Annotated in this window: 12 protein-coding genes; 6 read left to right on the top strand and 6 right to left on the bottom strand. The window is 31.7% G+C overall.

Annotation, left to right across the window (positions count from 1 at the left end; translation table 11 throughout):
• The first annotated feature begins 525 nt into the window (after nt 1-525).
• A complete protein-coding gene (locus Q7C23_RS20680; RefSeq protein ID WP_375034284.1) occupies nt 526-795 on the top strand; it encodes a hypothetical protein in 270 nt (89 codons plus the stop codon).
• A gap of 1,833 nt (nt 796-2,628) precedes the next feature.
• Nucleotides 2,629-3,033 carry a septal ring lytic transglycosylase RlpA family protein gene (locus Q7C23_RS20675; RefSeq protein ID WP_375034283.1) on the top strand — a complete coding sequence of 135 codons (405 nt, stop codon included), beginning with the start codon at nt 2,629-2,631 and terminating at the stop codon, nt 3,031-3,033.
• 97 nt (nt 3,034-3,130) lie between these two features.
• Here Q7C23_RS20675 and Q7C23_RS20670 read toward each other — a convergent pair whose 3' ends face one another.
• Nucleotides 3,131-4,171 carry a LacI family DNA-binding transcriptional regulator gene (locus Q7C23_RS20670; RefSeq protein ID WP_375034282.1) on the bottom strand — a complete coding sequence of 347 codons (1,041 nt, stop codon included), beginning with the start codon at nt 4,169-4,171 and terminating at the stop codon, nt 3,131-3,133.
• 177 nt (nt 4,172-4,348) lie between these two features.
• Here Q7C23_RS20670 and Q7C23_RS20665 point away from each other — a divergent pair, with 177 nt between their 5' ends.
• The 4 genes from Q7C23_RS20665 to Q7C23_RS20650 all read left to right on the top strand — a co-directional run bounded on the left by Q7C23_RS20665 (nt 4,349) and on the right by Q7C23_RS20650 (nt 8,933).
• Nucleotides 4,349-5,791, top strand: coding sequence for a mannitol dehydrogenase family protein (locus tag Q7C23_RS20665; protein WP_375034281.1), 1,443 nt, complete (start codon nt 4,349-4,351; stop codon nt 5,789-5,791).
• 22 nt (nt 5,792-5,813) lie between these two features.
• Entirely contained in the window at nt 5,814-7,133 is a 1,320-nt protein-coding gene (locus Q7C23_RS20660) for an MFS transporter (protein WP_375034280.1), read from the top strand.
• A gap of 29 nt (nt 7,134-7,162) precedes the next feature.
• Nucleotides 7,163-7,951: a hypothetical protein gene (locus Q7C23_RS20655; protein WP_375034279.1), complete on the top strand. Its 789-nt coding sequence runs from the start codon at nt 7,163-7,165 to the stop codon at nt 7,949-7,951.
• A gap of 70 nt (nt 7,952-8,021) precedes the next feature.
• Nucleotides 8,022-8,933: a carbohydrate kinase gene (locus Q7C23_RS20650; protein WP_375034278.1), complete on the top strand. Its 912-nt coding sequence runs from the start codon at nt 8,022-8,024 to the stop codon at nt 8,931-8,933.
• 364 nt (nt 8,934-9,297) lie between these two features.
• On the opposite strand, the gene Q7C23_RS20645 is transcribed toward Q7C23_RS20650, so the two are convergent.
• The 5 genes from Q7C23_RS20645 to Q7C23_RS20625 form a co-directional block, all read right to left on the bottom strand.
• Nucleotides 9,298-10,125: an META domain-containing protein gene (locus Q7C23_RS20645; protein WP_375034277.1), complete on the bottom strand. Its 828-nt coding sequence runs from the start codon at nt 10,123-10,125 to the stop codon at nt 9,298-9,300.
• A gap of 805 nt (nt 10,126-10,930) precedes the next feature.
• On the bottom strand, nt 10,931-14,302 hold the full coding sequence (locus Q7C23_RS20640; RefSeq protein WP_375034276.1) for an AAA domain-containing protein: 3,372 nt from the start codon (nt 14,300-14,302) through the stop codon (nt 10,931-10,933).
• A 10-nt stretch (nt 14,303-14,312) separates the two neighbouring features.
• Nucleotides 14,313-14,807, bottom strand: coding sequence for a hypothetical protein (locus Q7C23_RS20635; protein WP_375034275.1), 495 nt, complete (start codon nt 14,805-14,807; stop codon nt 14,313-14,315).
• A 324-nt stretch (nt 14,808-15,131) separates the two neighbouring features.
• Nucleotides 15,132-15,362 (bottom strand): hypothetical protein, encoded by a 231-nt coding sequence (locus Q7C23_RS20630; RefSeq protein WP_375034274.1) that lies wholly within the window; start codon nt 15,360-15,362, stop codon nt 15,132-15,134.
• Between the two features lie 500 nt (nt 15,363-15,862).
• Nucleotides 15,863-16,003 carry a hypothetical protein gene (locus tag Q7C23_RS20625; protein WP_375034273.1) on the bottom strand — a complete coding sequence of 47 codons (141 nt, stop codon included), beginning with the start codon at nt 16,001-16,003 and terminating at the stop codon, nt 15,863-15,865.
• Nucleotides 16,004-16,130 lie beyond the last annotated feature (127 nt).

Below are 16,130 nucleotides of genomic sequence, written 5' to 3'. Positions count from 1 at the left end.
ACTAACTAACTAACTAACTAACTAACTAACTAACTAACTAACTAACTAACTAACTAACTAACTAACTAACTAACTAAAGCACAGATCAAGCGTCAGTTAAAGGATGCGGATTGCTATAAGTCCCGAAGGGCGGACGAAAGGAAACTGGAGTCCGTTATGCGCATGCAGCAGACCGCTGGCGCTATCTTGGCTGCCCTTTTTAGCCGTTTTCGAATGAAAACTGATTCTATATTAAAAATTTACGTCAGAAAAGCTTATCAAGCCTGCGGCAGTACAAATCCTGAAAAACTTACAAATTTTAAAAAATCAAAGAGTCTAGATAATTTAAGTCAGCGTCAAAACTCACGGCTAGATTAACGGTAGTAAACAACCGCTTATCTTGCCATCCATTCTCCCGGAACTCGAAATTTTAAGACCACCTTTTCATTGATATAGATAATATTGAAAGGAAAAATTATTTTACTCAATTTTTGCAATAGTGTTTTATATCTTTACAAAACTAATAATTAGTGAAAATTAAAAATTATGAATTTGAAAGAACTTTTTTACGGAGAAAAGGGCGCGCCAAAAATGGAAAGATTAACAGAAGGATTAAAGCAAATCGAAAATAAACACTCTGAATATTTTGAAGGACGAAAATCGGCACTTTCTTCTGAGAAAAATGATAGATTACATAATCATTATGATATGAATACAAATCCACATGGTGTCAATTTTGGTTTTAGAGTTGAAAGCGATTTAAAGGAAGAAATAAAAATTGAATGCCAAAATTTATTCAAAGAGATATTTGAATAAAAATAAAAAAATACAGTTGTATTTAATTGCTTTTTCTTCTTCTTGCAAAAATGATTCGTAATATTTACAAAGAACCCTCTGTAGCACTTATTAGTAGTATAGTTAACTAATGAGGCTCATTATCTTTGATGACCTTTGTATAGAATTAATAATAGTAGTAAATGATATCCTTTTTATTTTATTTATTTTAAATTAAAATCCAAAATGTTCCTCTCTGAGTGAAACCAATAGTTGTTATTCCTAGCTTGATACCAGTTCGTGCTTGAAATTACCCAGCCATCTTCCCCGCCAATACCCTAAGTGGCTCCCAGAAAAAACATTCAGTGAAATGGCATTGTCTAATAATCTTATATATGAACCTCCCCTTGCCGCATTTAATAATTTTATCCCTTCGGCAGTTGTCGTGTAATTACTTCCTTCTGTTTATCTCTCTTATAAAATCATTTATAAAGAATCTTAAGTACTCCCTCTCAAATCAACTAGTCACTCCAGGCAGCCCCCACCTCACCGGCCAAAACAACAATAAAAAGTCTTAAAGAACTAACATTATTAAATCCAAATCATAGCAATCCCGGCTACAATATTAACTTTTCCAGCGTTCCTTTATCAATAAATCATCCCTAAGTTCCATATTTTTCATAGCTTTTTTATATTGGTTTGAATCAGGCTTTACGGAATTTGTGAAATTTGATTCACATTCAAATATGATTTTATTTAAAAGACAGAGTGTAGTCTAATTAAAATTTAAACATCAGATACTTAGGCATGTAAAATTAAGAATTTATATATATACATTTATATTTTCAGGAAGTATTTACGTGATCCGTTTGTTATCACCCGTATCATGTTCTGTATCACAAATGGTAAAATCAGATTTTAACGCAAAAAAAACAATAAGTTTTTCTACAAATAAAAAACAGCATCCAATTTCTCTCACTATGAAATCGGACACCGTTTAAAGTTAATAACTAACCAAACTATTTAACTATAAAAATTATCTCTACAAATAACTTATGCAAAGTTCAGTCAATTAATCACATTACTGTCCGCTATCCAGGACCGAAAAACATTGTTATATGCTTTTTTTGAACTTCATTTAACATACCATAACAAAAAGCGTTTAATATGATGTTTTACCATCATTTAGACGCCAGGTTTAAAATAAACCAATTTTCCAAACTGTGATTTAAGATAATGTAAAACTAAATATGACAAGTTTTCCCACTCAAACATTTAAAATCAATTTTAATCCTAATCATTAGTTTTATAAATAATAAAGCTATTTGATTCTAAATGTCCCCTTCCCCATTAAAATCTCAGTATTGATTGGAAGCACTAAATTCTCTGTTAGTCCAAAATTAATTATGACAGTAACATTACGAGCCATCAATTTACACCTGAAACCGTCTCGTATAAATCGACTTTTTTATTTTTAGTCGTTCTTACCATAATAGATTTCTATATCAAATGTATTATAATATAAATAAGCTGAATAGCCTTTACCTTTAAAAAAATTAGTTGCTAGTAAATTTAAATGCAAAATACCCTCAACATTTGTTTTCTGATTATGCTGCCAAAACTCCCTACATGCCCACTTCCGTACATATGACCTGAGATTGCTTAGCATTTTTTCTCCTGGCACCCATAGCGTTCTACTCCGAAACTGATAGTCAGTTACATAGAAATTAGATGGTCAATTTGACCGTTTTTTCCAGTAACAATAGAAGAATTACAGACTAAGCTGCAGACAAATCATGGCTTTTTCTAGCATAAATATGTCCTTTCAACTATATCAAAATTATTATAATTTCTTCTCTTTGGGCAAAATTAGAAATGAAAAAACTACTTATGTGTATTGTTTTCCTTTTTTCTCTTTCAGTTGCAGCACAAGAATGTCTGGATTCAATAAAGGAAAATACCGAAACTAAAAATCTCAAATTGTACAAAGAAAATGCTCACGCCTCTTATTATAATGATAAATTTGATGGAAGAAAAACGGCAAGCGGCGTAAAATTTGACAATAGTAAACTGACTGCCGCTCATAAAAAACTTCCATTTGGCACAAAACTTAAAATCACAAACGAAAAAAACAGAAAATCAGTAATTGTAGTAATTAATGATAGAGGACCATTTGTCAATGGAAGAGAAATTGACCTGAGTAAAAAAGCATTTATGGATATTACATCCAACAAAAGCGGTGGTGTGGTTTTTGTAAAAATAGAAATCATCAGAAATTAGACAAGTCTTTTTATCTATATAACGTAGCCATTGTGCTTTATAATTATTTTAAGCAAAAAAGATGAAGCAGAAAATTGCTGAAGCTTTCAAAGTATTTCTACATATCCCAACAATTTTGATGATTATTCTGACCCAGTGTTGATGCCCGATAAACAAGTTTTGCATCAAGAATTATTGTGTGACTTGCCGATGAGCTGTCTTTTATTTTTTCAATTATAAGTTCCGCTGAATTTTCCCCCATTTTTATAAGGGGTTGTTCTACACTTGTTAATTGAGGATATACATTTGTAGAGAGTTCTGTCCCTGAAAAACTTGCAACAGCAACTTCTTCAGGAACTTTTATACCATATTCCTGTAAGTAATTCATTGCTCCTATAGCCAAGGTATCTGTAAAGGCAAAAATACTGTCGAATTTTATTTTACTGTCTAATAATTGTTTCGCTGCTATTCTTCCATCTTCAAATCCAGTCTGATATGTTTTTAAGATAAGTTGGGGATCAGAATAGTTGTATTTCGCTAAAATCCGCTTGTAGCCTTCAGCTCGTTCTACAGCATTTCGAACTGTCGATGGCCCCATGAGATGAACTATTCTAGTACGTCCACAACTGATAAGATGCTCTGTCATTAGGGAAGACTTGATATAGTCATCAACCAGAACTTTTGAAACATCCATTTCACCTGGTGGTATCCGATCAAAGAAAACCAATGGAGTTCCCCTAGCTATTATTTGCTGATACATATCTTGATTGTGTGTTTCATGACAAAGATTGATAATAATTCCGTCAACATTAAATGTTTCGAGCAGTAGTAGATTTTCTTTTTCTCGTGAAGGATCTTCATCTGATTGAAGGATTATGACTTTATATCCCAGGGGATAAAGGATGTTGTGTATACCTTGAAGGACTTTTGCTGAAAATGGAGTTGTCATTTCCGGAACAACGAATCCTATACTTTTAGTTTTTCCATATTTTAGGCTCAAAGCCGTCATATTTGGCTTATATCCAAGTTTTTCAGAAGCATCCATTACTCTTTTTTTGGTATCAGGGTTTATGTTTTTGTCATTAAGTAATGCCCGTGATATGGTCGAAGTCGATAAGGACAGATATTGTGCAAGATCTTTTATTGTAATTCGTTTCATCGTGCTTAATTTATTCAAAAATAATTAAAAAATGCTATTTGGCGACATGGGAACGTTCCCAATATATTGAGAACGTTCCCATAAAGTTTTTTTTACGAAAACGATATAACAAAAGGATCAAATTTATATGTTTGGTCAAAACAAGAAAGAATTTATCAAAAAATAAACTAAAAAATTATGAAAATAGTAGATTATAAATATCACTCCAAAGATATCACCCAAGGTATTGTACATATCGGGGTTGGTAACTTCCATCGTGCTCATCAGGCATTTTATACAAATGTATTGCTGGAAGACAATGATCAAAAGGAATGGGGAATCTGCGGAATAAGCTTGCTGTCTTCGGATGAAAAAAATGTAGAAAATTTAAAATCTCAAGATCTTGATTATACACTCACAGTATGTGGAAGGGACGGCAGTGATCAGGTCTATAAAATTGGAGCACTTCAGGAACTTATCGCAGGTTACGAAAATCCAAAGGCTGTAATAGATAAAATCGCCGAGCGATCTATAAAAATTATCTCTTTGACTATTACAGAAGGCGGATACAATCTGGATAAGGGAACGGGAAATTTTGATCTTGAAGATGAAAAAATAAAACATGATATTGAAAACCCCAGATTTCCCAGTACTGTTTTTGGATTTATAGCTGAAGGTTTGCGTGTTCGAAAGCACAGGGGAAACGGTAGTATAACTATCCTGTCTTGTGATAATCTCCAGCACAATGGGGACACTGCAAAAAAAGCGTTTACTACGTTTATAAATGCCCAGGATGATGAACTTGCCAGTTGGGTAATGCAAAATGTGACTTTCCCGAACAGCATGGTTGACAGGATAACCCCATCTACGAACCCAGCCGATATAAAGAGGTTAAATGCCAACAGTGGAAGTACTGATAAAGTCCCTGTGTATTGTGAGGATTTTATTCAATGGGTTATTGAAGATGATTTTATTGCTGGCAGGCCTGCATGGGAAAGAGTTGGGGTTGAATTTGTAAATGATGTTAGTGCTTTCGAAAATATGAAATTAAGTCTTCTGAATGCATCGCATACCCTTTTGTGTTATCCAGCATTTTTAAGCGGTTATCGTAAAGTTGATAATGCAATGCATGATCCGCTTTTTACAGCTCTTTTAATGGATTTCATGAATATTGATATCACGCCTTATGTTCCGGCACCCAAAGAAACTAATTTGGAGCTGTACAAGAAAACCCTTATTGAGCGTTTTGCAAACCGTAGCGTAAGTGACCAGCTGAGCAGGCTATGTTATGATGGTATTTCAAAATTCCCCGTATATATTATGCCAAACCTTAGCAAAATGATTAAAGATGGCAAAGACTTAAAGCGGATAACTTTCCTTATCGCTGCTTACAGGCACTACTTAAAATACAAAAAGGATTCTAAAGGTCTTACTTACGATGTAGCTGAGCCTTGGTTAACCTCAGAGGACTCAAAGTTTATTGAAAGTAGTAATCCATTAGACTTCCTGAATTTAACCCCATTCAAAAGTTATAATCTTATGGCATCTGAAAAATTCACTCAAGAATATCTTTATTACGCAGAAATCATCAAAGAGAAAGGAATAACAGCTGTATTAAATACAATCGTATCCAAAAACTAATTATTTATTAAAAATATACTTTATGAAAGATAGATCTCAAAATAAAATATTGCCTTTTGCAATTGTTACTTTCATTTATTTTATCGTAGGTTTTCTTACCACTATAAATGAACAACTTCAGGCTCCTTTGAAATTTACATTTTTAGCCGAGGCAGGTAGTTACAAAAACACCCTAACCACCTCTATTTCTTTCTTTTTTTTCTTAGGATACCTTGTAAATGGCTCCTTAGGAAGCAGGTGGGTTAACATTTATGGATATAAGAACACAATAATCCGTGGAATGCTGTTTATCATCTCTGGCTTGATTATGTATTTATGTTCTTCATGGATGGGTTATCAATTGCCAGATTTTCATTTTATATTTGGAGATGCAATAATACCTTATAGTTTTATTGTTTTTCTAGCAGGTTCTTTTATTATGGGAACCTCAGCGGCTGTAATTCAGGTTGTGGTAAACCCATATGTAGCTTCTTATGATTTACCCGGGACCCAAGCCGTTCAGCGTCTAAATATCACTACAGGGATCAATTCTATAGGTACTACATCTGCACCTTTTTTTGTTACATTGGTAATTTTTAGTGGTATTTCTATTGAAAACATCGAAATAAAACAACTTATTACTCCCTTGGCAATTCTCCTGTTTTGTATAATGGCAGTATTGCTGCTAACAAGAAAACTCGACATACCGGATATTCCAAATACTCGTGATAGCTCAGGAGAAAAACTCGAAAGAAGTGTGTGGTCTTTCAGGCATTTTGTCCTTGGAGTAGTGGCTATTTTTTTTTATGTGGGCACTGAAGTAGCTATTGGGGCTAATATTAATTTGTTCGCTTTTGAACTGGAAGCTCTTGGTCGTCCTGTAAACTTTTTTGGGAAAACCGATATTATCATCGGTAATATGGATCTTGGAATACACGCTCTTCTTTCAACTCTCTATTGGGGAGGTTTTATGATTGGCCGCGGAATTTCAAGTTTTCTAAGTCATATTTCGGCTAGACAGCAATTAATAACAACTACAAGTCTTGCTGCAATACTCGCAACAATTGCTATAATAACCCAGAATATTTGGTTTCTGGTTGCCATTGGACTTTTACATTCTTCCATGTGGAGCTGTATTTATTCACTTTCAATCAAAGGCTTAGGTAAATACACTTCCAAGGCATCAGGAATATTCGTTTCAGCAGTATTCGGAGGTGCAGTGTTCACACTATTACAAGGCATACTCGCTGATGTATTTGGGGCTTGGAGATGGACATGGATTCTTTGTGTTATCTGCGAACTAGTAATACTGTCCTATGCATTATGGGGATCTCGCCAAAGAAAAGAAGACATTGTTATATAATCGACTGCTAATAACCAGACCATTTTCTTATGAAACCAATACACATACTCACGCCAAATGAGCATTATATATATTTATCCAAAAATAAAAAATTTAGGAGACTTTTTTTAGTTTTTACTTTGATTACTTTTTTGAATATCACATATAGTCAAGATCTTCACTCTTCCTTACAAGTTAGAAATAGTCATTTATGGCGCGGGATAGAAGTCACCTCCGGTTTTGTTTTTACTGGTGATCTTCATCTGGACGGCAAACATTTTTACGGGGGGTTCTGGGGAGGTGGAAATGCAGAAGGGTCTTACAAAGAATTCAATAACTATGTAGGTTTCAAAAAAGGAAGATTTAATGTAGAATTATGGGATATTTATAATTTCTCACCTGGTGCCACCTATAATAACGAAGAATACTTTAATTATAATGCGAGCGAAACCGGACGTTTTTTAGATTTCAGATCTAACTTTACAATATCTGAAAAATTTCCTTTAACTCTAAGCTGGAATGTTATCCTTTTTGGTCGTGATAGAAACATGGCAAATACAGAAAATAAATATTCTTATTTTACATCAACCCAATATTGTTTTTACAAAAAAGAAAATCTTCAAGTAGATGGAAGAATTGGATATGCCGCAGCAGTAAATAAAGCAGGCGAACAAAATAATTTCTTCGCAGGTAATAGTGGAATAAATGAAGTAAGTCTTTTACTTTCAAATGTTGTAACTGTCATGGGATATAAACTTCCAATCGGAATATGGGCGATGTGGAATCCTGTAGATAACAATGCCTACCTGCAATTTTCAGCTCAAGCGTATTCATTCTAAAAATTGCAGGTACAAAAACATGCAGATTAATTATCAAATAAGTTTTAGCAAATTTCAAAATAAATTAAAAATGACAAATTCAAATACAATTAAAGTTACCTGTTTTGGGGAATTATTATGGGATTATCTGCCTGGAGAGGAGAAAAAAGCGGGCGGGGCTTCTTTTAATGTTGCTTATAATCTATTTAAAATGGGAATAGATTCGCATATAATTAGCGCTGTGGGCAATGATGCTCTCGGTGATGAGATTATATCCAAAATTAAGAAATGGGGTATATATACTGAAAACATTCAGGTGAGCAATAAATATCCTACCGGTACGGTTATTGCTACTTTTGATCAAAACAAAGAGGCGCATTATGACCTTACAAGCGATGTAGCATGGGATTATATCGAAGCCAAGCCTAATGATAAGCAATTAGTCAGGGAATCAAGTGCCCTTGTTTTTGGTTCTCTTGCCTCAAGGAACAGAAAATCTAGAAACTCGCTGTTTGAATTGCTCGAAGACAGCTCATTTAATGTTTTCGATATCAATTTGCGCAAACCACACTATGATTTTAATCTCTTAAAAGAATTGTTACATAAAGCAGACATTGCTAAATTCAATAAAGCGGAACTACTTATGGTTTTGGATTTCTTATGCAAGCCGTATACCTCCGAAGAAGATGCCGTGAAACAAGTGCAGGATATATTTAAGTTGAGAGAAATCATTATATCTAAGGGTAGTAAAGGCGCGCTTTATGTAAATGATGGTAACTTTCATTTGTATCCCGCTCTAAACATAACCATTGCTGACACTATAGGAAGTGGGGATTCCTTTCTTGCCGGTTTTTTATCAAAAAGATTTGTAAGGGGAGCTACTGTAAAAGATATTATGCAACAGGCTACAGCACTTGGTGCTTTTATAACCTCAAAAGTAGGTGCATGTCCTGAATATACTCCGCTCGAGTTTCAACAATTTAAAAACCACAAGACTTCGTAAGTCCATAAAATTAATGATTTATTTGAGAAAATAAAATACGTCTTGAGATTACATAAATTTTATAGAAAAGTTTATTTCGAACCAAAAATTGACTCTCTGCCCTTTAACAGTTATGCTAAATTGTTTTTGAAACAGTTTTAAAAAACCACAAACAAATTGAAAGCAATAGTAGCTGTCTCAAAACTGAGGCAGCTATTTTTTTTGAGTTTGCTTTCTTTGTCAATTCTACACACTTAACCACTGATTAACAGTTAATTACACTGAAAGCATCTCTTGTTTTAAGCAGGTTTGGATCAAAGTTAAACATTGTTTCTTCTATAGCTGTAGCTTGAAATCTAATTCTAAGATTTCAGGTTACTCTGTATTATAGAGCAAACATCATCACAAGCATATCCTCGAGATAAAAGTTGAGTGTTTGGTCTGCCACATCAAAACGCAATTTATGGTTAAGATAACCAAGTATTTTTTGCTCAGTTAAAGAGACCTGATCATCTGAACAGACCATTCTGGTAGCGCCTATTTTACTGAAACTAACAAAATCACCCTCTGCTGCATAAGTACCAAAAAAACTGTTACAGCCACTGTTTCCGCTTACTTTATTAGCAGCTATATCAAATTTTATTGAAACCGGCCCATAATCTTTCCCAACACCCTCCAGCTGTATCAATTTCCAATTCTGTTTACCTATAAAACTCCAGATTCCGTTTTGTGTAGGAACGGTAAATTCCATAATTGATTTAGCGCGTAAATCTTTAAAAATAACAATATTTTTTTTTCTGCTAATTTTTAACATTTTATTATTCATTGAACTCATAAACTCCTGTTCCAATCCCATTTTTTTTTCATCACAGGCCATCATCGTACCTATTGGAGATGAAGTTTCGATGCGGTTCTTTTTTGCAAGATTTTTATAGTTTACGCTAAAATTATTGCACCCGCTTTTGCCTTGTATGGTACTGCTGCCACTGCTTATAGTAATATAAAAACCGGTACCGCTTACAGGTTTTCCATTTAGGCGTGTCAAAATCATTTTCGTATCGTAAATCCCGTCTTCTATTATCGATGATTTTAAAATGTTTTTCAAGTTAACGTCAGCAATATTGAGATTTTCTATCGGCATTTTTGCGTTTTCTACTCCGTAGGATATAGTCGACAAAAACAACACGGCAATCAAAGAGCATATATGTTTCATTTTATTTTATTTATAGTTGATGTAGATTCAAAGGATATAAAAGGATAAATCAGGAAGCTTGTTTTTAAGGCCCCTGCTAAAATCTTCTAATTTATCACGAAAATTAAATATAAAAACAGGAAAAGTTGGAACTCCAAAAATAATTTGGAGCAAATTCTTAAGTGGCTTAGGAAAGACAAATAACCAAATTACGCTAATTATTAGTATGGAATAAAAATAGATTTGAATTTTAGACGATTTACTCATTTTTAATGTTTTGGTAATTTTTTTGAATATCTGTCATTAGACAACTGCAATAACCATGGCTGATAATTATTTAAACTTTTCACTGAAAGAAACACTTTCTTCAATTTACAAAAGTCGATTTAATTAAATTGTTTTTCTGATAAATAAAGATATTTTATTATGAAAATTGGTCAAAAAATCCCTCACATAAGGCCTTATTTAACCAATCTATATCTCAATGATAACGCTAATCATTTTAAAAATCTACGGGGGTATTAAGTAATCTTTATGTTTTTAAACATCCTTACATCAAAACCCCTTTTAAAAGAAGAACCGTCTTTATTCAGACTGTTCTTCTTTTTCAACAGATTCATCTTCGTTAACAACTTCTTCTTGTTTTTCCGTCAGATTTTCTACAAGGCTTGTTGATCTTCTTTAATAGGTGCAAAACTTTCTTGGATATGTACTGCAAGAGTTTTCGTGGTATATTTGTTAAAATTTATAGTTTATATATAACTAAACAAAATATCACAATTAACTTTAACAGGTTTCAAGATGGTATACTGGGTATACTATTATCTTAAAATATTGCCAAATTAATTTCGCTATATATTCTATTTATTTCTTCTTTAAAATTATAGTTTGATTGTTCTGATAACCAACCGTCTTTATACCATTTGTGGTAAGGTGTATTGATTATATTCCAACCTGCTCGTGTTAAAGTCTCCATTCTTTCTATATGCTCAACTGTATAATTATCAGCAATCCCATTGCTTGAAAAATGATGAATTCCATCAACTTCAATAGCTACGGATTTTTTTGTTTTGTGATTAAAAATCACAAAATCAAGCCTCTTTTGTCCACAACTTTTAACTTGATTATGCAAAGTTATTTTATGCCCATTAGAATTTTTATTTACAAATGTTTCCAAATAAGAATAAACGTATCTTTCAAAATCGCTTTCAAATAAATCAAAATCTAAAGCTGGCAAATTTGGCTTTGTACCTTCGGAATTAATTGCTATTAAATCGCTTTCGGTAACTGTACCATTTATATAATTTAAGTATTTGTATATTTCGTTAAATGTTCTATCGAAAGGTGAGTAAACAAAATATGTAAATGATTTTGCACGACTAGTTGCAACATTTAATCTTCTTGCATCTTGATAATGACCTTGTCCACGTTTACATTCTTTATCTAGACAAAGAGTAAATATCATTATATCTCTTTCATTTCCTTGAAACTCTTCTGGTGTCCCAATCATTAAATCGTAAGCACTGTCTAAATTTGGAATACGTTCATCAATTAATTCTTCTATTTTTTTACATTGGTCTCGTATCATCGATATTACTCCAATAGTAAAATCTTTTTTGTCAATGTGTTTGGGTAATGTATATTCGGTAGTTGCTGTATTGAATAAATCTTGAACATTAGAAGATGTTATACCTTGTATTATTTTTACAACTTCTTCGGCTTCAGCAATTACAATTTTGCTATTTGTTTCATTTTCTCTTTTCCCATTAACTTTGATGGCAAGACAACATTCGATAGAAACTCTATCAGGAGTTTCAGTCATAATTTTTAATTTGCCATCTGGATTTTCCTCGTCTTTGTAAAATTGTTTGCTCGTATATTTAGCTAGTTTTGGTAATGAACGAAAATGCTCGTCTAGCATTACTTCTGTTGGAATTACATTGTAATCATCACTCTTTATAAAGTCTAATATTGAAGCTTGAGTAACAGTCAGTTTCTTTTTCGTAGCTGTTTGATAACGCATTAAACCACGATTATATTTTTCCCAAGTTAATTCATCAAAGTTTTTGCCTAAAGAAAAATTTAAACCAGCAGCTTTTAGACTCAACTGTTGATGATCTCCCACAATACATAACTTTTTACCTCTATAAAATGCAGGTAATATTTCAGCGAGATTTACTTGTGAAGCTTCATCAACTACTACTAAATCAAATAGATCATGAGCCAAAGGAAATAAACGACCTAAATGTCTTATTTCAGCAGTCCAAAATGGAATGACATCAATGATTTTTTTAAAATCAATTTCTTTCATTCTTTTGTCAATCAATCTGCTGTTAACATTAGTAAGCATTCTATTGAACTTATCAATTTCTTTTTGATAAGTTTGGTCACTTATGTTTTCAAATACATTCGACTTGTATTTTAATTTGGTTATTTGTTTTTGAAGTTTTAAAATATCAGTTTTAATATTTTTAATACTTTTTCTTATACTGTTTGCGTCTAAATTTAATTCATTGCTCTTAATTTGAACTTCTGTAAATATTGTATTTACTTTTATAAATGATTTACTGAAATTTGGCAACGTGTTTTCATTAAGCCAGTCAGATGGAGTTTCGAATTTGGTTTTTAAGTGTTCTTTAAATTTATATATATAAAGTTTCGAAGAAATTGTCTTGGAGTTTAACTCCCAAATTTTTTCTATTGTTTTTAAAACGTCTTTATACTTTTTTTCGTCTTTGATTTTTTTAAATTGAAATCCAGTTGGGATTTTAAAGTAATCATCATTTAATCTTTCTAATTCTATTAAAAAAAGTTCATTAATATCTTTAAAAAACCTTTCTTTTTCAAGCGTTCTATCAAGTTTAATTTTTTCGGTACTAAGTACTTTTAAATTAGTGATTAGCTCCTTATCAAGCTCTTCAAGTTTATTATTTATTATTACTGAATTTCTATTAAACTGTGTTGAATTTGAAGTTTGTTCTCTTAGATAGCCACAATAATTTTTAATTTTTTTTCTCGCAGAAGTATCATAATAACATACGCCAAGCAAACCATCTCCATCTGTCAAAAATGGTTCAATTTTTTTATTTACAACTTGAAGTGCGGCTGTTTTTTGAGATAACACTAGAACTTTTTTATTCATTGCAATTGCAGATAATACAATTGCAGAAATAGTATGGGATTTTCCGGTTCCTGGTGGACCTTGTATATATGAAATTTCATTTGCCCAAGCATTTTTTAATCCTTTAATTTGGCAATTAGATAATGAAATTGGAATGTGCTTATCAATGATTTCCTGAATTTTATCTTCTATCGGAATTCTATCGATTACAACGCTGTCGTCAGTCAATGCATTTATAAGTAACTTTTCAACAACAGGATTTTTAAAATCACTTTCATCCTCAATATTCCGAACAAAGCTATTTAACGCTTCATAAGTTGATAATTCATCAGGAATAAGATTTAAGAAGAAATGATTTGCATTTATGAAAACTAATTCTTTTTCAAAAATTGATTTATCTCTATCTTTTTTATAATCGCTATTTTTTTTACTTAGGCGATAAGTATATTTTTTTTGTTCGTCTTTGAAATTGTAATCTAATTTTGAAATTGATGGAATCTTTCTAAAATGCTCAATTTTATTTTTTAATTCGTCAAATGTTTTATTTGAGAATTTGCAAATTTTGAAAAAATCAAATTCATATATTTCCTTGAGAAGCCTTTCTATATTTTCAAGAGTTTTATTTTCATCTTCCGTTAATGAATTCATTATATCATCCTCCTCACTGAAAAAACTTGTTGATAACGAGGAAACAAAATCGTAGTTAACGGTTAGTGTTCCTAAATCTGGTTCGAGGTAAATTGTATGTGTTAATTCATCTTTGGAAAGTTCGCATTGTATTGTTAGAATTGGTGCTGCAAACATCCTTTTACTCGTCCCTGCAACAGTTCCAAAACCAATAAAAAGCTTTTTATCATGATTCTTTTGTAAAAAGCCAAAATAACTATTTAGGTCATCATAATTATTTTCGTTGAGCTTTACTTCAAGTTCTAATTCTTCAAATTGGACGGCATAGCGAAGATTTTTGTTTAACAAGCACTTTTCAAAACCATTTCGAGAAATGATTTTTCTACTTATATCTCTCAAATAAGAAAGATATGAAATAATACGTTTTGTGTTTTGAGAATGATTTGACATGTTGTTCATACTAATCTAAATCAAGAGGTGCTTTGATTTCTTTTAAAAGATTATTAATCTCTGTTTGCATTTCTTCCTTCAATCGATTAGAATCCAATTTTGACTGATTAAGATCATCTGAATATTTGGATAAAATTTCTTGAATTTTTTGAGAATAATCTTTAAAAGAAGTTTTTATGTCCGTAACTTTTTCTTTAACGTCTTTTTGAATGTTTGAATTTTCATTTTGAAGTTGCTCAAAACCACTATTTATTTTTGTATTTGCTTGTTCTTGAAATCTTTTTACATCTTTGCTCAACTCCACATATTTCTCATTTTGTAGATTTGAAATTTCTGTAATTTTCGCTTGTTGCTGTCGAGTAGTTTCTTCAATTTTTGTGGTTATTTCTTTTAGATCCTTAACTCTTTCAGTTTTATTCTTCTTTTCATTTTTAAAGTAAAAATAAAAAAAAGTGATAATTGCGATTAGTGCTAATGCTGAAATAATTATTAGAATAATTTCCATATGGTTTTATTTTTTATAAACTTATAAATTGATTGTGACAATTATAAATCGCAACTTCGTATTATACAAGTCGCTAATTATCAAATACTGTATCACAACTACCTATAACATTTCATCTGAACGTGCCATTCTGGTGACGCCTATTTTACAGAATGTTATATTTGATTTGATTTAAAATATTAGTTATTTATATTAGACAAACGTTCTATATCTTATAACAAATTTTCGCTACGCAGCTTAACAGTAGTTTTAGCAGAGCTGACACTTTTTCTCGTAAGAATACTTTTGTATTATGATCACGAACTATCGGGACTTTTTTATTGCTTAGAAATCAAAGTCAAACTCATCATCTTCGATTGTTTCTGTTGCAACTGTGGGGTTTTCCCTGAAACTGTCGATTGTTTCTCTAAGAGCTTTGTATTCTTCGTTGTTTTCATCTAACTTAGTTCTAATTCCGTTTTCTGTTTTCCAAAGACCATTATTCATATCCATTTCAATACTTAAGGTGATAGGAATCAGAAATTCTAAATCAGTTGGTGAAGTTAATTTTGACATTTTTTTATATCTTTTTACTTGTTTATTAAGTTATCACTGCCAATTAAATCTCATTTATTGACTTATTGTTCTTTATTATTTTTTCTAATTTCTTGATATATTTCCTTGTTGATCAGGTACACCCAATATGAAATAAGTATTAGTACCGGAACTGCTATAATTAGTAAGATTATTGCTGTAGCTTCTATTTCTAAACCTATGATCATTTTTTTTTGTTTATTACTTTTTTTAATTCTTTATGTAAAAATCTTATCATGTATTAAAACCATGCAAACACTTTTAATACAGTTAATGCATTTTCAATAGAAAATCGCATTTTAGTTCTATCTGGTAGATTTAAAAGCGAGTCCGAATTTTATCGGATCATTAAATATGTAAGTATGTTTTGGTTTCGGAGTGCTGCACGATATTAGTATCAATTCGATCAACCCGATAAGTAAAATTTTCTTCATTTTTCTGTTTTTAAAATAGTTATAGACGCCCACATGAGTTTCCTGTTTTCAAGCAGTGTTTGTAACGCTTTTAGTTTTTGCAAGCTTTGCAATTGTCGGAACCAGTACATTTCTTCCCTTATTATAATAAGCAAAAGCAGATCCTATCAATATAATCACAACAGAACCTATAAATGAAATTTTCTTCATTTGTCATTTCTTTACATTGTGTTAAATACATCTCGTACAGACCAACATCTTCTAAGTTTTCAAAATCTTCTTTTTTTGAAATTAATCCTATATCGACTATTTCTCCTCGATTAATTGATATTCCGTA

It is taken from the genome of Flavobacterium sp. LAR06 (assembly GCF_041946075.1).
In the GTDB taxonomy this organism is placed as follows: domain Bacteria; phylum Bacteroidota; class Bacteroidia; order Flavobacteriales; family Flavobacteriaceae; genus Flavobacterium.
The sequence above is the reverse complement of the archived record's forward strand: the minus strand, read 5'-3'. Positions and strand labels throughout refer to the sequence as shown.